The following is a 20,571-nucleotide window of genomic DNA, read 5'->3' as shown; positions in this document are numbered from 1 at the left end:
CCGCAGGAAACAGAGCCATGACCGAAGCGCCGCAAACGCCGATCACGCAGGACGTGATGACCATCCCTCGTAAAGCAGCGGAGGGGAAACCCAATATCGTGGGGCTCACCCGCGATGCGCTGCGCGACGCGCTGATCGACATGGGCACCAAGGAAAAACAGGCGAAGATGCGCGTGAACCAGGTGTGGCAGTGGCTCTATCACTGGGGCGTGCGCGACTTTGCCGAGATGACGAACCTCGCCAAGGATTACCGTGCCAAGCTGGCCGAAACCTTCGTGATCGAGGTGCCGGAGGTCGTGTCGAAGCAGGTCTCTGCCGATGGTACGCGGAAATACCTGATGCGGATTGCGGGCGGGCATGAGGTTGAGGTCGTCTATATCCCCGAAGCGGATCGCGGGACGCTGTGCATTTCCTCGCAGGTCGGCTGCACGCTGACCTGTTCCTTCTGCCATACCGGTACGCAGAAGCTGGTGCGGAACCTGACAGCGGGTGAAATCGTCGGTCAGATCATGGTGGCGCGCGACGATCTGGACGAATGGCCGGTGCCGGGCGCGCCGAAGGACGAAACGCGGCTGCTGTCCAACATCGTTCTTATGGGCATGGGCGAGCCGCTGTATAACTTCGACAACGTGCGCGACGCGATGAAGATCGCCATGGATGGCGAGGGGATTTCGCTGTCGCGCCGCCGGATCACCCTGTCGACCTCCGGGGTCGTGCCCGAGATCGCGAAGTGCGCGGAGGAAATCGGCTGCCTGATGGCCGTGTCCTTCCATGCGACGACGGACGAGGTGCGCGACAAGCTGGTGCCGATCAACAAACGCTGGAACATCGAGACGCTGCTGAACGCGCTGCGCGAATATCCCCGTTTGTCCAATTCGGAACGGATCACCTTTGAATATGTGATGCTGAAGGATGTGAACGACAGCGACGCGGATGCGCGGCGGCTGGTCAAGCTGATCTCGGGCATTCCTGCCAAGATCAACCTGATCCCCTTCAACGAATGGCCCGGCGCGCCTTATGAGCGGTCGGACTGGTCCCGGATCGAGAGTTTTGCCGACATCGTGCACAAGGCTGGCTATGCCTCGCCGATCCGCACCCCGCGGGGCGAGGACATCATGGCGGCCTGTGGTCAGCTGAAGTCCGCGACCGAACGCGCCCGCAAGTCGCGGCGGGAGATCGCGGCGGAAGCCGGGCTGGGCTGATTTGGTCTCCCCGGGGCGCCGGGACGGCGGGCTGTACCCGTGACCTGAGCGCCTGTTACCCTAGTTCCTAGACCACGACGAAATCCTGCGGGATTGATCTGGACCTGTTTCCGCGCGGCGGGGGCGATCCGGGCAAGTGAGAGGGACCGATGACACAAGCTTTTCCGCCACTCCCCCGCGCGACGGACAGTGAGGGAAACGCCAGGCTGACCGGTGTGGAGATCGAATTTTCCGGCCTGGATGCGGACAGGGTGGCGGAGATCGCCTGCCAGACCCTGGGCGGCCGGGCAAAACAGGTGGACAGCCACGCCTGGACAGTTGCCGAGACCGAAATCGGTACGCTCGACATCTATCTCGATACGGCGCTGCGACATGCGGAGAACTCTGCGCTGAAGCGGATCGGCCTGGACATCGGCAAGGAGGTCATTCCGGTCGAGATCGTGACGAAGCCGCTGGACCTGGATGGGCTGGCGGCGCTGGACAGGCTGCGGGCGGCCCTGCGCGATGCGGGGGCCGCGGGGACGCGGGCCGGGCTGGCCTACGGGTTCGGCGTGCATCTCAACCCCGGGATTGCCAGCGCGGATGCCAGCGGGATCACCGCCCCGCTGCTGGCCTATGCGCTGATCGAATCCTGGATGCGGGAGGCGCATCCGATTGATTTCAGCCGCCGCATCCTGCCCTTTACCGATCCCTACCCGACCCGGCTGGTCGAGGCGCTGTGTCATGCGGGGATCGTTGACCCGGGGGCGATGGCGGAGATCTATCTGACGCATGCGCCGAGCCGGAACTACGGGCTGGACATGCTGCCGATCCTTGCCTGGATGGACGAGGATCTGGTGCGCCGGATGCTGGGGGCGGGCGGTTCTGTCTCCGCCCGGCCCGCGTTCCACTTCCGTCTGCCCGACTGCCGCATAGACGAGGCTGATTGGTCTCTGCATCATGAATGGCTGCGCTGGCGGCTGGTTGAACAGCTGGCGGAGGACCGGGATCTGTTGGGCCGAATGATGGCAGAGTGGCAGGAAATGCATGGCTCGGTCGTTCTGCGCCGCGCGCCCTGGGCGGAACGCTGCGGCGCGCTGATGGAGGACGCGGGACTGATCGAAGAGCGGAGCGTCACATGACCCGGCCGCTGATCGGCGTGACCACGTCTTCTCGGTCGGGCTGGCGCATCTTTCCGCTGGTTGCGCTGAATATCTGGTTCGCCGGAGGACGTGCCGTGAGATGGGGGGCGGGGCGCCCTTCCGACGTGGCGGGGATCAACGGCATCGTGATCGGGGGAGGTGACGATATTTCGCCCGATCTCTACGGCGGGGAGATCGTGGCCGCTGCCCGTCTGGACCCGGACCGTGACGCGCTGGAGCAACGGCTGGTCTGCGAGGCGCTGGACCAGGGCAAGCCGGTGCTGGGGATCTGCCGAGGTTCGCAGATGATCAACGTCGCCCTGGGGGGGACGTTGGACCAGAATGCCTATGAAACCTTCGCACAGAGCCGAAAATTCCGCACCATCCTGCCCCGCAAGACGGTGCATGTGCGGCCGGGCACGCGCCTGATGGATATCGCCGGGCCGGAGGAGATGACGGTCAACGCGCTGCATTCGCAGGCGGTCGACGAGTTGGGCGACGGGTTGCAGGTGGCGGCGCGGGATGAGGGTGAGATGATCCAGGCGGTGGAGCGGGTGGTCGATCCCTTCATGCTGGGCGTGCAATGGCATCCGGAGCATCTGATCTACGCACATCGGCAGCGCGCCATCTTTCGCGCGCTTGTCGGGGCGGCGCGGGCAGGAATGCAGGCCGGGGATCAGATCGCGGCGGCGCGCCGGTCGACCGCTTAGCCTGCGCCGGTTTGCGCGGTTGCATCCACACCTGATCACAGGTCAGATCACCCCATGCCGCATGATCATCACCATCACATCCCCGCTGAGGGGGGCGACCGGAACCTCTGGGCCGCGATCGCGGTCAATGGCGGACTGACGGTGGCGCAGGTCGTGGCCGGTCTGATGTCCGGCTCGCTCGCTCTGATCGCGGATGCGGTGCACAACCTGTCGGATGCGATTTCGCTGGTCCTGGCGCTGGCGGCGCGGCGCATCGCGCGGCGTCCGGCGGACGCGGCGATGACCTTCGGCTACGGGCGGGCGGAGGTGGTCGCGGCGCTGATCAACTACACCACGCTGATCACGCTGTCGGTCTGGCTGGCGGTCGAAGGTGTGGGGCGGCTGATCTCACCTCAGCCGGTGGACGGCTGGATCGTGGTAATCGTGGCCGGCTTTGCGTTTGTGGTGGATGCGGTGACGGCTTTGCTGACGCTGCGGATGGCGCGGACAAGTGTGAACATCCGCGCGGCCTTTCTGCATAACCTCGCCGATGCGCTTGGCTCTGTCGCGGTGATCGTCGCGGGGACGCTGATCCTGCTTTACGACTGGCGGCTGATCGACCCGCTGGTGACGCTTTTGATCGCCGCCTACATCTTGTGGCACGCCGCGTCGGAGATCATGCCGGTGATCCGCATCCTGATGCTGGGCAGCCCTGCAGACCCGGGGGCGGAGGAGGTTCTGGCGGCTTTGCGCGATGTGCCGGGGGTGGTTGATGTCCACCATTTGCACCTGTGGCGGATGCAGGAGCATGAGATCTCGCTGGAGGCACATGTGGTGCAGGAAGACGGGGCTGGGGACGCGGTGCGCCAGAAACTGAAAACGCTCCTTTCGGAGCGCTTTCATATCCATCATTCGGTGATCGAGATCGAACCGGTGGACGCGGCCTGCGAGGACGTTCCCGCGATCGGCCATTAACCGCCTATTTGCAGCGGCCCTGCGCGTCCGTCACGGCAGCGGTGTACCCGGAGAGCGAGAAGGTGTCCTTCGTTGTGGTCCCGCGCGAGGAGCGCCCGGTGACGATGGCATTCGCGCCGGCCTTCATTGCGGCGACGATCTTTGCATCCTCGCCCTTGTTCTCCGGCCAGGCCCATTCGCCCTGGGTGATCAGTTCGAATTCTGTGCCGTCCACGTTCAGGTTCACCGTCGATCCGGGGGCGAAGGGATAGCCGCCGGTGAAGGTCACCTGGGCATCCACGCCCGCACCGGGCCGGTAGAATGTCATCAGCAGCATCTGCGACCGGGTCACGGTCACGACGCGGCCATCGCGCGTGTTCACGGTCTCTTTCGGGGCCGCGACGGCCCAGCATTCCTTGGGGTCTGCGTCTTCGTAGACGGCCCAGTCCCCTTGTTCACTCACGATGTTCTCGCTGACCTGCTGTGCGTGCGCATCCCCTGCGCCCATGCCGACCGCTCCGATCACGGCACCCGCGGTCAGACCCAGCATTTTACGGGAAATCATTAATCCAGCCTCCAAGCCGTCCTTGCCTCTGTCCTGCTCTTCCTGCCTTTGCGGCTATCACTCAGAGCTCATTGCTTATCGACATTGCTACAATAATCTCAAAAGTGCCAATGACGAAAGAGCGATTGGCCGGATATTGCAGGGAAGGCGGAAAGATGTCGAGAGCAGTGGAACTGGCGCAGGTCTGGCGGGGCGATTTGCAGGAGAGTGTGCACATGGGGCATGCGGTGATCTGCAATGGCGCGGGCGAAGTGGTTGAGGCCTGGGGTGATCCCGAACTTGTGATGTTCCCCCGGTCCTCCTGCAAGATGATCCAGGCGCTGCCGCTGGTGGAAAGCGGGTTGGAGCTGAGCGAAAGCCAGCTGGCGCTCGCCTGTGCCTCGCACAACGGGGCGGGGGTGCATCTGGATCTGGTGTCGGACTGGCTGGACGACCTGGGGCTGGCGGAGGGCGACCTGCGCTGCGGGTCGCATATGCCGCGCGACGAGGCCGAGAACCACCGGCTGATCCGCGCAGGCGAGTCGCCCTGCCAGATCCACAACAACTGTTCAGGCAAACACGCGGGGTTCCTGGCGCTGAGCCAGCATCTGAAGGCGGGGCCGGAGTATGTCGATGCCGATCACCCTGTGCAGCTGGCGGTGCGCGCTGCATTTGAGGAGATGACGGGAGAGACCAGTCCGACCTACGGCATCGACGGCTGTTCCGCGCCGAATTTCGCCACGTCGCTGACCGGGCTGGCGCGGGCCATGGGCGCCTTTGCCTCGGCACATCGCCGTGACGGGGTGCGCGACAGGGCGGCGGCGCGGCTGGTGCGGGCGATGGCGACGCATCCGGTGCTGGTCGCGGGCGAAGGGCGGGCCTGTACCGAACTGATGCGGGCCATGGGCGGCAAGGTGGCGATCAAGACGGGGGCGGAGGCGGTCTTTGTTGCGATCCTGCCGGAGCAGGAACTGGGTATCGCGCTGAAGGTGGCGGATGGCACGACGCGCGGGGCGGAATGCGCCATCGCGGCGCTGCTGATCCGCGCAGGAGTTCTGGACGCCGCGCATCCTGCGGTGGCGCGGTTCTGGAATACCCCGGTGCTGAACTGTCGCGGCAGGACAACCGGATGGATCCGGCCGGGCGCGGCGCTGGCCTGACGGGTCAGCGCCGGGTTTGCAGGATTGGTGCGATCGCGCTGCGGGCGGAGCGCAGTTCGCGTGCGACATCGTCCAGATTGCGGTCTTCGGCAAAGAGCATGAGGTCTTCGAGCGCGTCGAGCATCCATTTCACGCCGCCGAAGCTTTCGGGCGGGTAGGAGCGGTGCCATTGCGGCTTGGTATCTGTGCACATGTGATTTGGTTTCAACTCTAATACTTGCATCACTCGTTGCACCCTGTTGCTGTGGTTCCGGCGGTATCCGTCTCGGTCTTCTGACTCCGTTCCGCATAGGCCCGGATAAGGGGGTCGAACTCTTCTGGCGTCAGCTCGGCGCAGGCTTTGAGATGCGCTTCGATGGCCCGGCGGGACCAGTCGTCGATCAAGCTCAGCAATGACCGGGTCCCCGCGACCTTTTTGTCGGCATTGCAGGCCTTCATGGCCTGACGCAACCGGGCCAGGGCCCGCAATGCGTCCGATAGGTTCTTGTCGTCCGGTATGGCCGATATCTGCGTCATGTCGCTGAATGCCAGAAGGTTCGTTTATTTTTCTTGGCCACTTCCGTCGCGGCTGAATTGAGTTGCCGCAAATTGACGAGTACGGTCAAACCCAACCCGCGTTGTAACGCACGTGTTAACTCTGTTAATCCCGGCAGGGAAATGTACTCAAGGTTCTGATAAATGGACAATTTCTCAGACGCGGCCAAACTCGATGCCCTGGGGCGGGTTTTGGACGCGATCCGAGAGAACGGCGATACGAATGCCACCCGCATTCTGTCCTACATCGTCACAGAAAGCATCGAAGGCCGGTCCGGGCGCATCAAGGCCTATTCCATCGCCCAGGATGTCCTGCACCGCGGATCCGATTTCGACCCGACGACGGACAGCATCGTCCGGGTCGAGATGAAGCGCCTGCGCGAGTCACTGGAGCATTACTATGCGACGACCGGGCGGGATGATCCGGTGCGGATCGAGATCCCGAGGGGACGCTATGTGCCGGTGTTTGTCGGACAGAATAGTGCGGCAAGCGTGGTGGCCGCAGATACGCCGGGTGAGGGGCGGTCACGGTCCTATCTGGGATGGGTTATTGGGCTGGGCATCGTTGTCCTGTTGGTGACGCTGGCGGTCTACATGGTCCGCGGCGGCAGCGCCCCGATGGATCGCAGCCGGGGCGAACCGTACCTAGCCGTGCAACTGGGCGATCCGGAGGTGCGGCAGGCCTTTGTCGTGGCCCGCAATACGCTGAGCCGGTTCAAGAACCTGCCGACGATTGATGCAGACAGCGCCGGGTCGACCGTGCCTGACTATCTTATGCGCCTGACTGCGGACGGGGCGGTGATCGAAGCTGTCCTGACCCATGTCGAGTCCGGTCAGGTCCTGGCAGGGCGGAGTTTTCATCCCAACGATATCGGGGAAACCACGGCGCCTGACCGTCCTACGTTATTTCGCGTCTGGTTGGGGATGATTTCGTCCCGCGGGGGAATCGTCGAATCCGATTATGTCGAAAGAGATGACTATTCGGGCGACTTTGCCTGCAGTGTTCTGGTCGAAGATTATTTCGCGACCCAGAATGACGAAAACCACTTGATCGCCCGGAATTGTCTGTTGGACAGGCTGGAAGAGGGAATCGAATCCGCGCGGCTCTATTTCGATCTCGCGATGATGGCGCGTGACGAATACATGGACCGCCGGAATCCGCTTCCGACCCATCCGATCGTGCGCTCCGCAGAGTATGCGCACAAGGCCGTGGCTCTCGATCCGTTCGACGCATACGGGCACTACGCACTAATGACCGTCATGTCCGCGGCCGGTGGCTGGGACGAGGCCAGGCTGGCCGGGGAACAAGCGCTTGCGCTGCTGCCCTTCGACTGGCGGATCGTCGGCGGTTATGGCGCGCGCCTTAATACTATGGGAGAGCACCGCCGGGCGCTCGCGCTGTTTGCGCAATCGCGTCAGATGTCGCCGCGTCCGGCCTCCTGGCGGGATTATGGGATCTTCCTCGCGCATTTCGGGCTGGGGGAGATGGATGAAGCGGCGGATGCGGCCTATTCGCTGATCGGCAATCGCAACAGCCTGTATCTTGCCGCGCTGGCCATCGCCTCCGCACATCGCGGGACGCTGACCGAGGCGCGACAGGCAACGCAGCGTCTGCGCGAACTGGTGCCGAATTACGAGGACATCTATGCCCGTCGCGGCTATGCGCCCGAACTGATCGCGCGGCTGGTCGCCGCGCTGGAGGCGATTGATGCCTGAGGCTCAGTTCGTGCTGCTGAGCCCCTTGGGCTGACCGACAACGACAAAGCGCAGGGCATCCGGTTTGAGATAGCGGCGGGCGACATCGTTGACCTCGTCCAGGGTCACGGCGTTGACCTTGTCATTGCGCGTCGCCGGGTAGTCGATCGGCATGTCCTGGATCTGCATACCGGTGATGATATTGGCGATCCGGCCGTTGCCGTCGAAGCGCAGGGGATAGGCGCCGGTGAGGTATTTCTTCGCGGCGTCCAGTTCTTCCTGCGTGACCCCGTTTTCGGCAATATCGGCCCATTGGGCGCGAACGACCTCTATCGCTTCGGCTACGCGGTTGTTGGCGGATTGCACCTGACCCATCCAGAGATCGGCGTGATCCTTGTCGACGAGGAAGCTGTAGACGCCATAGGTCAGGCCGCGCTTTTCGCGAACCTCGGTCATCAGGCGGCTTTCAAATCCGCCGCCCCCCAGGATGGTGTTGAGCAGATAGGCGGCAAAGAAATCCTCGCTGGTCCGTTCCACGCCGGAATGACCGAAGATCGCGACCGACTGCGGCGTGTCGAAGGGGATAACCGTGACGCCGCCGGTCAAGCCTGGCTCGATATCGACGGGTTGGGGCGCGCCGGTTTCAGGCAGATCGCCGAGCAGATCATCCAGCAGGGTGGACAGGTCCTCGGGCGTGATGTCGCCGACCGCACCGATATAGATCCGGTCGCGGGCCATCGAGTCCGTGTGCGCCGTCAGGATGTCCTCGCGGGTGAGGGCAGTGACGCTGTCGACCGTGCCGTTGCTGTCGGTGCCATAGGGGTGATCGCCGAAGGCCTGAGATTTCAGCTCGCGGCTTGCGATGTCCTTCGGGTCCTTCTCGTCGGACCGGATGATCGAAATTACCTGCCCCCGGACCCGGTCGATCGCATCCTGGTCGAAACGCGGATTGATCAGCGTTTCGCGCAGCAGGGCCACGGCCTCGTCCCGGTTTTCGGTCAGGAAGCGGGCCGAGACGGTGAGGGTGTCGTCGCCGACATCATAGTCGAAATCGGCGGCCAGGGCCTCCTTTGCGCGGGTGAAGGCCAGGGCATCCATCTCGCCGGCGCCTTCCTCCAGCGTGGCGGTCATCAGGTTGATGGCACCGCGTTTGCCTGGCCGGTCCAGCGAGGTGCCGCCCCGGAACCAGATTTCCAGCGCAGTGAAGGGGATGGAGTGTTCCTCCACCAGCCAGGCGTTCAGCCCGCCGGGGGTGGTGATCTCCTGGATCTCCACATCGGCGCGGGCGGGCAGGGCGGTGAGCAGGGCAAGCAGAAAGGGCAGGACAAGGCGGATCATTGGCTGACCTCCGGCGTGGCGCTAGTGGCGGCGGGTTGCGGCGCGGGATCGGCGGCCATGAGATAGCCGGTCACCGCGTTCCTGCGGTTCAGGACGCTGCGGGCGGCGTCGAGGATGTCCTCCTCCGTCACCTGTTGCAGCAGATCGGGCCAGGCCTGGATATCCTCGATCGTCAGCCCCTGCGTCAGGGCAGAGCCATAGCGGCGCGCAAGGCGTTCCACGTTGTCGCGTTCATAGACCTGACTGGCACGGATCTGCATCTTGATCCGGTCGAGCTTTTCCGCATCGACCCCGTCTTCGAGGAAACGCGCCAGCGTGGCGTCCAGCGCGGCCTCGGCGTCGGGCAGGCTCACCCCCTCGGCGGGCACGATATAGAGGCCGAAGGTCGTGTCATCCAGCGACTGCCCCCGGTAGTAGGCAGAGGTGTAGAGCGCGGTCTTGTCCTCGAACACCAGTTTCTCGGTGAGATAACCGGTCTGGCCGCCGCCCAGCTCCTCCGAAAGCATGACCAGCGCGGCGGCGGTTTCCTGATCGCCGGGATCGCGTTCCGGGGCCAGGTAGCTGCGGCTGACATAGGGCTGGGCGACGCGCGGGTCGCTGTAGGTCAGTCGGCGTTCGGCGGTCTGTGGCGGCTCTTGCGGGCGGGCGCGGTCGGGCAGGTCGGGATTGGGCGGGATCGGCCCGTAGTGTTCGCGGGCAAGCCGGTCGACCTCCTCGGGGGTGACATCGCCGGCCACGACGAGAATGGCGTTGTTCGGGGCGTAGTAGCGTTCGTAATAGGCCAGAGCGTCCTCGAGGCCGAGGGTCTCCATCTCGTGCCGCCAGCCGATGATCGGCACGCCGTACCGGTGATTGAGGTACTGCGCCGCATTCGCCTGTTCGCCAAAAAGCGCCTGGGGCGAGTTTTCCGTACGCTGATTGCGTTCCTCGATGATGACCTGGCGTTCCGTCAGGATGTCCTCTTCAGTCAGGCGGAGGTTGCGCATCCGGTCCGCCTCCATCGACATCATCAGGCCCAGACGATCGGCCGCGACGCGCTGGAAATAGCCGGTGTAGTCGTGGCTGGTGAAGGCGTTGTCGGTGCCGCCGTTCTCGGCCACGGTCTTGGACAGTTCGCCGGACTCCAGGGTATCGGTCGCCTTGAAGAGCAGGTGTTCGAGGAAATGCGCCACGCCGGAGACGCCGGGCGTCTCATCCGCGGCGCCGGCCTTGTACCAGACCATGTGCACGACGACGGGCGCGCGGTGATCCTCGATCACGACGACCTGCATACCGTTGTCCAGGGTGAAGTCGGTGACCATGTCGTTCGACGCGCTGGCCCATGTGGCGGAGAGAAGCGTCAGGGCGGCGGCCCATCTGGCCAGCCGTGCCGCGATTGGCAGGGGCATCCGAAGTCCTTTCGTCTGGGAAAGTCTGCTGGGGCTCAAGATAAGCGAAAGGCCCGGGTTCGCAACTCGGGCCTTGGCAGATGACAGGAGTTTGAGTGGCGCGTGATTCAGCGCGGCCCGCCGGGTCAGTCCTTCGGCGGGGAGGTCGGGGTGGGTGCCCCCGCGCGCCGCCAGATCCTTTGTGTCTGATAGCGGTCAATCGTCTGGTCTTCGTAGGCGCGGTAGTATTCTTCGCCGCCGAAGATGCGGAAGCGGCTGAAGCGCCATTTGCGCAGGCGGAAGGCCCGGTCTTCTTCTGCCAGGGTGCTGCGGATGTTGGGATCAATACCGCCACGGGCGGCGGCGGTGACCAGAGCCCCGTCCGAGGCGCCGACGCCACGATCCTCTAGCGCGCCGGCCCGCCCGCCAAGGGCAACCACGGCGTCAACCTGCGGTGTCTGGTCGGTGCGGTTGGTGCCGCCCGGCGTGGGCTGCGGCAGTTCGACAAAGCTGGGCGGTGCCTCCAGCGGTTTGCCCGGAACGATGGTGAATTCGTCGGGTCCGTTGGAGGTGCTGCGAATCTTGTGTAGCGGGAACGGCTTGTCGGGATCACGTCCCACACCCCCACAGGCAGCAAGGCCCGTGCAGGCAATGAGGATCAGCGGCAACGCGAGGCGTCTTGTCGCTGGCATCGTAGTCTCCCTAGGTCGTCTGGGCCGGTTCTATCGCATCTCGCAAGAGAGGTCACGCGCCTTTCTCTGCGGGCAGCAGGATCAGGCCGGCCGCCCCGACAAAGATCGCGACGTCTGCGACGTTGAAGGCAAATGGGTTGTCGATGCCGCAGCAGGACATGTTGAGGAAATCCGCCACCGCGCCGTAGATCACCCGGTCTACCACATTGCCGAGCGCGCCGCCGACCAGCAGCCCGGCGGCAATCAGCCCGCCCCGGTGCGGCCGTTCCCTGTGGACCCAGATGAGCACGGCGACGGAGATCACAAGTGCCAGTCCGATCAGCAGCCACCGCGAGTCGGAGGTGCCGTCGGAGAAGAGACCGAAGTTGATGCCGGTGTTCCAGGCCATGCGCAGGGTGAGGAAGGGCGGCGCGACCTCGATCACGCCGCGATTGATCAGGTCGAGGCCATGCACGATCCAATATTTGGAGAGCTGGTCTATCAGAAAGGTCCAGAACCCGGCCCAGAAGACGATCTTCATGCGCGCGTCCGATCAGTGCCGGAAGTGGCGCATGCCGGTGAGGACCATCGCCAGGCCCGCCTCATCGGCGGCCTTGATGACCTCGTTGTCCCGCATGGAGCCGCCGGGCTGGATCACCGCCGTCGCGCCCGCATTGGCGGCGGCCAGCAGACCGTCGGCAAAGGGGAAGAAGGCGTCGGACGCCACGACCGACCCTTTGGCGGGGGTGTCTGGCAGGCCTATTTCCTCGGCCATGCGCTGTGCCTTGAGCGCGGCGATGGTGGAGCTGTCGACCCGGCTCATCTGGCCCGCGCCGACACCGACGGTCGCGCCGTCCTTGACGTAGACGATGGCGTTGGATTTTACGTGCTTGGCAACGGTCCAGGCAAACAGCAGATCGGCCATCTCCTTTTCCGACGGGGCGCGTTTGGTCACGACCTTCAGGTCGTCCATGTCGATACGGCCATTGTCCTTGTCCTGCACCAGCAGCCCGCCGGAGACCTGACGGAGTGTCAGATTGGCGGTGGCGGGATCGGCGAGCGCGGCTGTCGTCAGCAGGCGGAGGTTCTTCTTCTTGGCGAAGACCTCCTTGGCGTGTTCATCCGCGCCCGGCGCGATGACAACCTCGGTGAAGATCTGAGCGATCTCCTCGGCCGTTTCGCCATCAAGCGGCTGGTTCAGCGCGATGATCCCGCCGAAGGCCGAGGTGCGGTCGCAGTCGAAGGCGCGCATGTAGGCCTCGCGCAGCGACCCGCCACGGGCCACGCCGCAGGGGTTGGCGTGCTTGATGATCGCGCAGGCGGGGCCGTTGGCGGGCAGGAATTCCGAGACAAGCTCGAACGCGGCGTCGGTGTCGTTGATGTTGTTGTAGGACAGTTCCTTGCCCTGAAGCTGTTCGGCGGTCGCCACGCCGGGACGCGGGGTGCCGTCGGTGTAGAAAGCGGCGGTCTGATGCGGGTTCTCGCCGTAGCGCAGGGTTTGCGCCAATGTACCGGCAAAGACGCGGCGGCGCGGGGCCTCCTCGCCGATGGCGGCGGCCATCCAGGTCGACACTGCGGCGTCATAGGCCCCGGTGCGGGCATAGGCGGTCTGGGCCAGGCGCTTGCGCGTGGCCAGCGTGGTCTGGCCGTTGTTGGCCTTCATCTCGTCGATCAGGGTCCCGTAGTCCTCGACATCCACGACGACGTTGACGAAGGCGTGGTTCTTGGCGGCGGCGCGGATCATGGCGGGGCCGCCGATGTCGATGTTCTCGATACAGGTGTCATAATCGGCCCCTTGCGCGACGGTTGCCTCGAAGGGGTAGAGGTTGACGATCAGCAGGTCGATCGGTTCGATCCCGTGTTCTGCCATCGCGGCGGTGTGGGTGTCGTTGTCGCGCAGGGCCAGCAGCCCGCCGTGCACCTTGGGGTGCAGCGTCTTGACCCGGCCGTCCATCATTTCGGGAAAGCCGGTGACATCCGCCACATCGGTCACATCCAGTCCGGCCTCGCGCAATATCCCGGCGCTGCCCCCGGTCGACAGAAGCTCGACCCCCATTCCGGCCAGTTCGCTGGCCAGGTCTACAAGCCCGGTTTTGTCGGAGACGGAAATCAGCGCGCGGCGGACGGGCCAGAGGTCGGTGGTTTTGTCGGTCATATCGGTGGCAGGTCCCTTGTCGACGGTCAGAAGGCCACGTCCATTCCATCCCGGTTCAGGTCACGGATCGAGATCGGCGTCTCCTGCGCCTTGGACAATGACCAGCGGATGCGCGTGGCATGGTCCAGGGCGGTTGACGCCAGCACGATCTGGGTGGTCGCACGCGGCTTGAGGCGGTTCTTCTCCAGAAAGACGGAAGGTTCAAGGCGCAATTCGCCGCTGCCGTCATGGCGAAAGACCCAGAGCTCGCCGGATTTCAACGCGAGGGAGACGGCGACGCCGCCCATGTCCAGCTGCGGCTCCACGTCCGGGTGCAGGTGAAAGCGGATGGCGAAGGGGAGGGTCCCGTGCTCTGACGCGCGCAGGGTCTGGGCAAAGACCTGACGGTCCTTCTTCTCCATCGAAACGAGCAGGTCCTCTCCGGCCAGCGCGCGCCCGTCGGAGGTCAGCTCCAGCGTGCGGGCATGGGTCAACCCGTGGCTTTTGAGGTATCCGTCATGCCCGCCCTGAAAACGCAGCCCGTCCGGGGCCTGGGTCAGGCGGACGGGCACGCGGGTCGGCGCGTCGACCAGTTGCGCCTCGTCTCCATCCCTGACAGAGGCGAGCCGGGCGCTGGAAGTGCCGTCGAGGCAGAGGGTCGAATGGCTGGGCGTGGCGCGTCCGGCGCGGCGCCATTCCGGGCCGAAGACCGCGCCGGAGCCGCAGTTGACGATCAGCGGGCGGCGCCCGGAGGTCAGTTCGAAGGCCAGGGTGGAGGCATGGGCATTGGTGGCGTTGCGTCCGGTCGGGGGTGGTGAGGCATCGAGAATCACGCTGGTCCGCCCGGCGGAGAGGCGGGCAAACCCCATGGCCAGCCCCTCGGCATGGCGACGCTTGACCCCGGAATTGGCCAGCGCCGTGTCCAGCCGCCCCTCGACCCCGCGTCCGCCGCCGTGGAACCGGGCCAGGCTGCCGTCCGCGTGGCGCAGAGCGCGCAGCATGGGGGCAATGTGTTCGATCGCCTCCTGGTGGTGTTCACCGGGGGGGATACCGGCCCCGGTCATCGCCGCGTCGCACCAGGTCAGCAGGGTGAAGACTTCCAGCAGGTCTTCGGGATTACGGGTCACCAATCCGCCTTTCGCGTTGATCTCCTCCCGGCACAAATGCTCCAGCGCGCGCGCCGCAGGGGTGACGTGGCGCGAGAGGCCCTCCAGCGACAGGCCCGCATAGATCAGACCGCAGAGCGCCTCGAACCGGGGCAGCCCGGCGGGGGCGGTTTTCCAGCGGCGGGCCAGAAACCGGGTCTGATGCCCGAGGGAGCGGAAGAAGCTGCGGCTGGCGGCATCATCCATCTGGGTCAGCAGGAAGACGCCGTGGTTGATCCAGCGCAGGATGCGACGTCCGGTCAACGCCGGGGTCCAGCCGGGGCCGTGGCCCTTGCCGTATAGCTCTATCCAACCCCAGACCCATTTCTGCGCGCGGTCGCGTGTCGGGATGTCGGCGACGGCGGCCATGTCATCCAGCCAGGTGAAGCCGTGGATTTCGTTGAGAAAGGCGGCATCAGGGAAGGGCAGGGCCCAGATGTCGGCGCCGCTGTCCTCGACCAGGTGGCCGGAGAAGATGAAGTTGCCCGCGACCAGCTGCCGCCCGCGCGCAAAGCTGCCGATCGTGCGCGGCTCGGGGGAGGTCACGAATCCGGCCGGGATCGGCGCCCGCCCGGCGAGGCGTGCGTGAACGCGGTCAAGAAACCGAGGCCCGGAGCCCGCGGGGGAGAGTGTGATCGTCATCCTGCCTGTCGGTGTTGTCGCTCTTTTGGCGTCGAGAGCAACTTAACGGGGGGACGGCGGCTCGTCACCGAAAATCCCCGGATGTCGGCGGATCGGCGGGTCAGCCCGCCCGGCGCAGCACGGCGCAGTAAAAGCCATCCATGCCGCCGAGGTCCGGCCAGTAGTCCGGACGCAGGCGCAACCCGCCTTCGGGCGAAATCCAGTCGGGCGACAGGCCCGGACGGGCAGTCGCGCTGCGATCGACGCTGAGGCCGGGGTGGCGTTCCAGCGCGTCGTTCACCTGCACCTCGCCCTCGTCGGGAATCAGCGAACAGGTGCAGAAGACCAGCCGCCCGCCGGGTTTCAGCAGCGTGAGCGCATGGTCGATCATCCGCGCCTGAAGCGCGATCAATTCGCTGATGGCGCTGCCATCGTTGGCGTGGGGCAGATCGGGGTGGCGGCGGATCGTCCCGGTGGCGGAGCAGGGGGCGTCCAGCAGGATGGCGTCCCATCCAGTTTCGGTGAAGTCGAAGACATCGGCGGTGACGGTGCGCGCCTCCATCCCGGTCCGGCGCAGGTTTTCGGTGACGCGTTCGATCCGGGCGGCGGAGATGTCGAGCGCCGTGACCCGCGCCCCGGCGGCGGCCAGTTGCAGCGTCTTGCCCCCCGGCGCGGCGCAGAGGTCGAGGATCTTTTCGCCGGTTTCGGGGGCGAGCATCCGGACGGGCACCGCCGCCGCTGCATCCTGCACCCACCACATCCCCTCAACATAGCCGGGCAGGGCGGAGACCTGGACCGACCCGTCGATCCGCAGGCTGCCCGTCGGCAGGAGCGTGGCGTTCAGGTCCGCAGCTAGGGCCACTGCCGTTTCGGGATCGCGGGGGGTAAGGTCGAGCGGCGCGCCACGGGCATGGGCGGCCTCGCAGTCGGCGATGGCCTCTTCACCCCAGGCCATGGTCAGCGGCGCGCGCAGCCAGTCGGGCAGGGGCGAGGGCGGCAGCGTCGACAGATCGGCGGGGGCCGCCGCGATCTTGCGCAGGACTGCGTTGACCATGCCCTTGGCACGGTTGTGGCGCGGCATGGAGGCGACCTGGGAGACGGCGGAATTCACCACGCCATGGGCGGCCTCGCCGAGGCAGAGCTCATAGGTGGCGATTCGCAGGACGTTCTGCACGGCAGCGGGCGGTTTATGCGCGATATGCGGGTCCAGCAGCGAATCGATCGGGCCGAGGTGGCGTAGGGTTTCGGTGGCCAGGCGCTGAGCGCGCGCGCGGTCGCCCGGCTCCATCTTCGCCAGCGGGCCGGTGCGTCCGGTCAGGTCGGCCAGGGTGTTGCGCTCGACCAGCACCCCGTTGAGCAGGACGAGCGCGGCACGACGCGGGTCGGAGGGCGGGCGTTTGGGCTGTTCGGTCTGGCCTTGTTGCGGCTTGGCCGGTCCCTTGCCGCCGGCTCGGCCTTTGCCCTTGAACCCCGGTTTGCCGTCCCTGCGCTGCGGGCGTCCCCCCTCGCCACGGGGTGCGGGGCGACGGCCGGAGGATCTGTCGGATGGGGGTTTCAAAGGCGTGCTCCTTGCCCGTGCTCAGGCAGGCCGTATATCATGGGGGCGATCAGAAGGAACCCGGTTATGAGCGACGAGACCCCCCGTGCGGAGCTGCCCCCGGCCGCGCAACGCGCCCTGGCAGAGGCGGAAGAGCGCCGGAAGGTGGCCAAGGCCGAAGACCTGCCGCCCGAGTTGGGTGGGCGCGACGGGCCGGAACCGGTGCGCTACGGCGATTGGGAGAAGAAGGGAATTGCAGTCGATTTCTGAGGGACCCGCGCTTTAACTAAAGCCCCAGCACATCGGTCATGGCATATTCGCCCGGCTCTTTCCCTTGGGCCCAGAGCGCGGCCTTGAGCGCACCCTTGGCAAAGAGCGAGCGGTCGTCGGCGACATGGCGCAGGGTGATGCGTTCGCCCGGCCCGGCAAAGATCACGTCATGTTCGCCCACGATGCCGCCGCCGCGGATGGCGGCAAAGCCGATGTCGCCGCGTTTGCGAGCGCCGGTGATGCCGTCGCGGCCCCGGTCGGCGACCTCCTCCAGGCTCACCCCGCGCCCCTCGGCCGCGGCTTCGCCCAGCATCAGCGCGGTGCCGGAGGGGGCGTCGACCTTGCGGTTGTGATGCGATTCGACGATCTCGATGTCGAAATCCTCGTCCAGCGCGGCAGCCACCTGTTTCACCAGCACGGTCAGCAGGTTGACGCCGAGCGACATGTTGCCGGCGCGGACGATCACGGTCTTCTTGGCGCTTTCGGCGATGGCGGTCAGATCGTCATTGGAGAAACCCGTCGTGCCGATGATATGCGCCGCCCCGGCCTCTGCTGCGGCCCTCGCAAAGGCGACGGTGGCGGAGGGGGCGGTGAAATCCAGCACGGCCTGCGCCCCGGCAAAGGCGGTGGCGGGGTCGTCGGTGACCGTCACGCCCATCTCCGTCCCGCCGAGGCAGAGGCCCAGATCCTGGCCCACCCAGTCGTGTCCGGGCCGTTCCACCGCGCCGCAGATGCGGGCGGCGTTGCTGGCACCGACGGTTTCGATCAGCATCCGGCCCATGCGCCCGGAGGCACCTGTCACCACGATCCCGGGCAGGTCACTCATTTCTCTTGCTCCCATCTGGTCACGCCTTGCTTACCGTCCCGCGTGACGCTTGGCAAAGGGGCGGGATATGTCTAGATGCGGGGCATGAGCAGAAACATCCATCACGACGGGCCCGGCCCCTCGCAGCGTCAGCTTCGCGTCGGCGAAACGATCCGGCGCGCCCTATCGGAGGTTCTGCAGCGCGGGGATATCCACGATCCGGATCTGAACCGCATGTCCATCACCGTGGGTGAGGTGCGGATCTCGCCGGACCTCAAGGTCGCGACGGCCTATGTGCTGCCCCTTGGCGGTCAGGGGCAGGACGAGGTTGTCGGCCTGCTGGCCCGCAACAAGGGCGAGCTGCGGCGCATGATCGGCAAGAAGCTGGGTCTGAAATACACGCCCGACCTGCGGTTCCGGCTGGACGATACCTTTGACCGGATGGACGAAACCCGCCGCCTCTTCAGCCAGGACGACGTGCGGCGGGATGTCGAGGACTAGGGCCTTGCGCGCGCTGCTTGCTGTCGGTCTCTGCCTCTGGGGCGGGACGGCCTGGGCGGTGGACTGCCGCGATGCGGAGGTCGATGGCGTGAGCTATTCGATCTGCGAGGTCGACGCGACGAACGAGGACCTGCGGCTGTTTCTGACCGGTCCGGACGGGGTGCCCTATGGGAGATTCGAGGCGGTCAATGCTGCGCTGGCGGCGAGGGCGGAGCAACTGGTCTTTGCCATGAATGCCGGCATGTATCACGAGGATCGCAGCCCCGTCGGCCATTACCGCGAAGATGGGGCTGAGGTGCGTGGCGTCATTGCCAACGCCGGGCCGGGCAATTTCGGGATGCTGCCGAACGGGGTCTTCTGCATCGGCGACGGCCGGGCCTGGGTGATCGAAACGACGAAGTATGAAGGGCGCGACCCGGCGCTCTGTCCGTCGGCGACGCAATCCGGCCCGATGCTGGTCATCGATGGGGCGCTGCACCCGCGCTTCCTGCCCGATAGCACCTCGCGCTATATCCGGAACGGGGTCGGGGTGAATGCCGATGGCACCCGCGCATGGTTCGTCATGTCGAAACAGCCGGTGACCTTTCATGACTTCGGCAGCCTCTTCCGCGATCACCTCGAAACGCCGCAGGCGCTGTATTTCGACGGCAATATTTCGCGGCTCTATGCGCCGCAGTTGAACCGGAACGATCTGGGATTTCGGATGGGGCCGATCGTCGGGGTGGTGGCCCCGCTCGATTGAACCTGTTCGATTGACCCTGTCGCCCGGACGGGCTAGGCCCGCCCGCCATAGCGGAGAGGTAAGATGGCACGCACACGCAAGGGGCGCGACGTATCGGGCTGGCTGGTGGTGGACAAACCGGCCGGGATCACGTCAAACGCCGTGGTGAACAAGGTGAAATGGGCTTTCAATGCGAAGAAGGCCGGGCATGCGGGGACGCTGGACCCCGAGGCGACCGGCGTTCTGGCTGTGGCCCTGGGCGAGGCGACCAAGACGGTGCCCTTCGTCACCGATGCGCTGAAGGCCTATGAGTTCACCGTGCGTCTGGGCCAGGCGACCAATACCGACGATGCGGAAGGCGAAGTGATCGCGGAGAGTGATCTGCGACCTACGGATGACGAGATCAAGGAGGCGCTGAGCCCCTTTATCGGAGAGATCCTGCAGGTGCCGCCGAAGTTTTCCGCCGTGAAGATTGACGGGCAGCGCGCCTACAAGATGGCCCGGGACGGTGAGGAGGTCGAGCTGGCCGCACGGCCGCTTTGGGTTGAGAGCCTGATCCTGATGGACCGGCCGGATGCAGATCACGTTGTGCTGGAACTGGTCTGCGGCAAGGGCGGATATGTCCGCGCCGTCGCCCGCGATCTGGGCGAGGCGCTTGGCTGCAAGGGCCATGTTCTGCGCCTGCGCCGGGTCTGGTCGGGGCCGTTCAATGCCGCCGAGGGCGTCAGCATGGACCGGATCGAAGAGCTGGCGCGGAGCGAGGAGATCGACGATCTGCTGCTGCCGATGGAGCTGGCGCTGGACTGCATGGCGGAGGTCAAAGCGACCGACGAGGGGGCGGTGCGGCTGCGCAACGGCAACCCCGGCATGGTGATCGCCCGCGATGTCGAATATGGCGAGGAATGCTGGGCCAGCCATGATGGCACCCCCGTCGCCGTCGGCATCTTTCGCGGTGGCGAGTTGCATCCCAACCGGGTTTTCAACCTGTGATCACACGGCATTTCCTCAAGGGGGATGCAGAGAGTTCGGCCCTTTATTCCGACTGTGAGCTCTATCGCTATGCGCTGACGCGGGTCTGGGATGGCGGCGGGCGGAAGGTCCTGTTCCTGATGCTCAACCCCTCCAAGGCGACGGAGGTGCAGAACGACCCGACGGTGGAGCGGTGCGAGCGGCGGGCGCGGGCGCTTGGCTATGGCGGGATGCGGGTGGTGAACATTTTCGCCTTCCGGGCGACGGACCCGCGCGATCTGAAGGTGGCCACGGATCCCGAAGGGCCGGAGAATGACGCTGTGATCCGCGATGGCGTGGCCTGGGCGGATGATGTCCTTGCCGCTTGGGGGGCGCATGGCGCGCATCGTGGGCGCGGGGCCGAGGTTGCGGCGCTGTTGTCCACGTCGGGCGGGCGATTGCTGCATCTGGGTCTGTCCAAGGCAGGGCATCCGCGCCATCCGCTCTATATCGCCTATGCACGTCAGCCCGAGGTCTGGGCGCCGGAGGAGATGGCGCGTCTCTGTTTGGTCACGGACGGTTAACCAGCGCGTCGCATAGGCTTTGAACCGACT

At 65.6% G+C, this 20,571-nt stretch carries 22 protein-coding genes; 11 read left to right on the top strand and 11 right to left on the bottom strand.

The window, feature by feature from the left end; genetic code table 11:
* The first annotated feature begins 17 nt into the window (after positions 1-17).
* The 4 genes from rlmN (at position 18) to ACFC2Y_RS05240 (ending at position 3,987) form a co-directional block, all read left to right on the top strand.
* Positions 18-1,202: a 23S rRNA (adenine(2503)-C(2))-methyltransferase RlmN gene (gene rlmN / locus ACFC2Y_RS05255; RefSeq protein WP_375174300.1), complete on the top strand. Its 1,185-nt coding sequence runs from the start codon at positions 18-20 to the stop codon at positions 1,200-1,202.
* A 149-nt stretch (positions 1,203-1,351) separates the two neighbouring features.
* Entirely contained in the window at positions 1,352-2,323 is a 972-nt protein-coding gene (locus ACFC2Y_RS05250) for an amidoligase family protein (protein ID WP_375174301.1), read from the top strand.
* Entirely contained in the window at positions 2,320-3,033 is a 714-nt protein-coding gene (locus ACFC2Y_RS05245; RefSeq protein ID WP_375174302.1) for a gamma-glutamyl-gamma-aminobutyrate hydrolase family protein, read from the top strand. Before ACFC2Y_RS05250 ends, ACFC2Y_RS05245 begins: the two co-directional genes overlap by 4 nt.
* A 54-nt stretch (positions 3,034-3,087) precedes the next feature.
* On the top strand, positions 3,088-3,987 hold the full coding sequence (locus ACFC2Y_RS05240) for a cation diffusion facilitator family transporter (RefSeq protein ID WP_375174303.1): 900 nt from the start codon (positions 3,088-3,090) through the stop codon (positions 3,985-3,987).
* 4 nt (positions 3,988-3,991) lie between these two features.
* Here ACFC2Y_RS05240 and ACFC2Y_RS05235 read toward each other — a convergent pair whose 3' ends face one another.
* On the bottom strand, positions 3,992-4,531 hold the full coding sequence (locus ACFC2Y_RS05235) for an invasion associated locus B family protein (RefSeq protein WP_375174304.1): 540 nt from the start codon (positions 4,529-4,531) through the stop codon (positions 3,992-3,994).
* A gap of 155 nt (positions 4,532-4,686) precedes the next feature.
* Between ACFC2Y_RS05235 and ACFC2Y_RS05230 the strand changes: the two genes are divergently transcribed.
* Positions 4,687-5,670, top strand: a complete 984-nt coding sequence (locus ACFC2Y_RS05230; protein ID WP_375174305.1) for an asparaginase — start codon at positions 4,687-4,689, stop codon at positions 5,668-5,670.
* Positions 5,671-5,674: 4 nt separating this feature from the next.
* On the opposite strand, the gene ACFC2Y_RS05225 is transcribed toward ACFC2Y_RS05230, so the two are convergent.
* Together ACFC2Y_RS05225 and ACFC2Y_RS05220 are read right to left on the bottom strand one after the other, a co-directional pair.
* Positions 5,675-5,863, bottom strand: a complete 189-nt coding sequence (locus ACFC2Y_RS05225; protein ID WP_375174306.1) for a hypothetical protein — start codon at positions 5,861-5,863, stop codon at positions 5,675-5,677.
* A gap of 29 nt (positions 5,864-5,892) precedes the next feature.
* Entirely contained in the window at positions 5,893-6,186 is a 294-nt protein-coding gene (locus ACFC2Y_RS05220; protein ID WP_375174307.1) for a hypothetical protein, read from the bottom strand.
* A 162-nt stretch (positions 6,187-6,348) separates the two neighbouring features.
* Here ACFC2Y_RS05220 and ACFC2Y_RS05215 point away from each other — a divergent pair, with 162 nt between their 5' ends.
* Positions 6,349-7,920: a tetratricopeptide repeat protein gene (locus ACFC2Y_RS05215; protein WP_375174308.1), complete on the top strand. Its 1,572-nt coding sequence runs from the start codon at positions 6,349-6,351 to the stop codon at positions 7,918-7,920.
* Positions 7,921-7,923: 3 nt separating this feature from the next.
* Here the strand turns inward: ACFC2Y_RS05215 and ACFC2Y_RS05210 are convergent, their stop codons facing one another.
* The 7 genes from ACFC2Y_RS05210 to ACFC2Y_RS05180 form a co-directional block, all read right to left on the bottom strand.
* Complete coding sequence (locus tag ACFC2Y_RS05210; protein WP_375174309.1) at positions 7,924-9,237, bottom strand: M16 family metallopeptidase; 1,314 nt, start codon at positions 9,235-9,237, stop codon at positions 7,924-7,926.
* Entirely contained in the window at positions 9,234-10,625 is a 1,392-nt protein-coding gene (locus ACFC2Y_RS05205) for a M16 family metallopeptidase (protein ID WP_375174310.1), read from the bottom strand. Before ACFC2Y_RS05205 ends, ACFC2Y_RS05210 begins: the two co-directional genes overlap by 4 nt.
* 125 nt (positions 10,626-10,750) lie before the next feature.
* A complete protein-coding gene (locus tag ACFC2Y_RS05200) occupies positions 10,751-11,296 on the bottom strand; it encodes a DUF3035 domain-containing protein (RefSeq protein ID WP_375174311.1) in 546 nt (181 codons plus the stop codon).
* Positions 11,297-11,348: 52 nt separating this feature from the next.
* Positions 11,349-11,816, bottom strand: coding sequence for a signal peptidase II (gene lspA, locus ACFC2Y_RS05195; protein ID WP_375174312.1), 468 nt, complete (start codon positions 11,814-11,816; stop codon positions 11,349-11,351).
* 12 nt (positions 11,817-11,828) lie between these two features.
* Positions 11,829-13,430, bottom strand: a complete 1,602-nt coding sequence (gene purH, locus ACFC2Y_RS05190; RefSeq protein WP_375174313.1) for a bifunctional phosphoribosylaminoimidazolecarboxamide formyltransferase/IMP cyclohydrolase — start codon at positions 13,428-13,430, stop codon at positions 11,829-11,831.
* 26 nt (positions 13,431-13,456) lie between these two features.
* Complete coding sequence (locus ACFC2Y_RS05185) at positions 13,457-15,196, bottom strand: heparinase II/III family protein (protein ID WP_375174314.1); 1,740 nt, start codon at positions 15,194-15,196, stop codon at positions 13,457-13,459.
* 100 nt (positions 15,197-15,296) lie between these two features.
* Complete coding sequence (locus ACFC2Y_RS05180; RefSeq protein ID WP_375174315.1) at positions 15,297-16,733, bottom strand: RsmB/NOP family class I SAM-dependent RNA methyltransferase; 1,437 nt, start codon at positions 16,731-16,733, stop codon at positions 15,297-15,299.
* A gap of 66 nt (positions 16,734-16,799) precedes the next feature.
* Here ACFC2Y_RS05180 and ACFC2Y_RS05175 point away from each other — a divergent pair, with 66 nt between their 5' ends.
* Positions 16,800-16,982, top strand: a complete 183-nt coding sequence (locus ACFC2Y_RS05175) for a DUF1674 domain-containing protein (protein WP_375174316.1) — start codon at positions 16,800-16,802, stop codon at positions 16,980-16,982.
* Positions 16,983-16,998: 16 nt separating this feature from the next.
* Here ACFC2Y_RS05175 and dapB read toward each other — a convergent pair whose 3' ends face one another.
* A complete protein-coding gene (gene dapB, locus ACFC2Y_RS05170; RefSeq protein WP_375174317.1) occupies positions 16,999-17,808 on the bottom strand; it encodes a 4-hydroxy-tetrahydrodipicolinate reductase in 810 nt (269 codons plus the stop codon).
* 84 nt (positions 17,809-17,892) lie between these two features.
* Here dapB and rbfA point away from each other — a divergent pair, with 84 nt between their 5' ends.
* The 4 genes from rbfA to ACFC2Y_RS05150 all read left to right on the top strand — a co-directional run bounded on the left by rbfA (position 17,893) and on the right by ACFC2Y_RS05150 (position 20,541).
* Positions 17,893-18,288, top strand: coding sequence for a 30S ribosome-binding factor RbfA (gene rbfA, locus ACFC2Y_RS05165; RefSeq protein ID WP_375174318.1), 396 nt, complete (start codon positions 17,893-17,895; stop codon positions 18,286-18,288).
* A complete protein-coding gene (locus ACFC2Y_RS05160) occupies positions 18,275-19,030 on the top strand; it encodes a phosphodiester glycosidase family protein (RefSeq protein ID WP_375174319.1) in 756 nt (251 codons plus the stop codon). The genes rbfA and ACFC2Y_RS05160 overlap by 14 nt, the downstream gene beginning before the upstream one ends.
* A gap of 63 nt (positions 19,031-19,093) precedes the next feature.
* Positions 19,094-19,999, top strand: a complete 906-nt coding sequence (gene truB / locus ACFC2Y_RS05155; protein WP_375174320.1) for a tRNA pseudouridine(55) synthase TruB — start codon at positions 19,094-19,096, stop codon at positions 19,997-19,999.
* The gene (locus ACFC2Y_RS05150) at positions 19,996-20,541 is read left to right on the top strand and encodes a DUF1643 domain-containing protein (protein WP_375174321.1); all 546 of its coding nucleotides are present in this window, start codon (positions 19,996-19,998) and stop codon (positions 20,539-20,541) included. Before truB ends, ACFC2Y_RS05150 begins: the two co-directional genes overlap by 4 nt.
* Positions 20,542-20,571: the final 30 nt, after the last annotated feature.

Source organism: Pseudooceanicola sp. (genome assembly GCF_041987405.1).
Lineage (GTDB): Bacteria > Pseudomonadota > Alphaproteobacteria > Rhodobacterales > Rhodobacteraceae > Pseudooceanicola.
The sequence above is the reverse complement of the archived record's forward strand: the minus strand, read 5'-3'. Positions and strand labels throughout refer to the sequence as shown.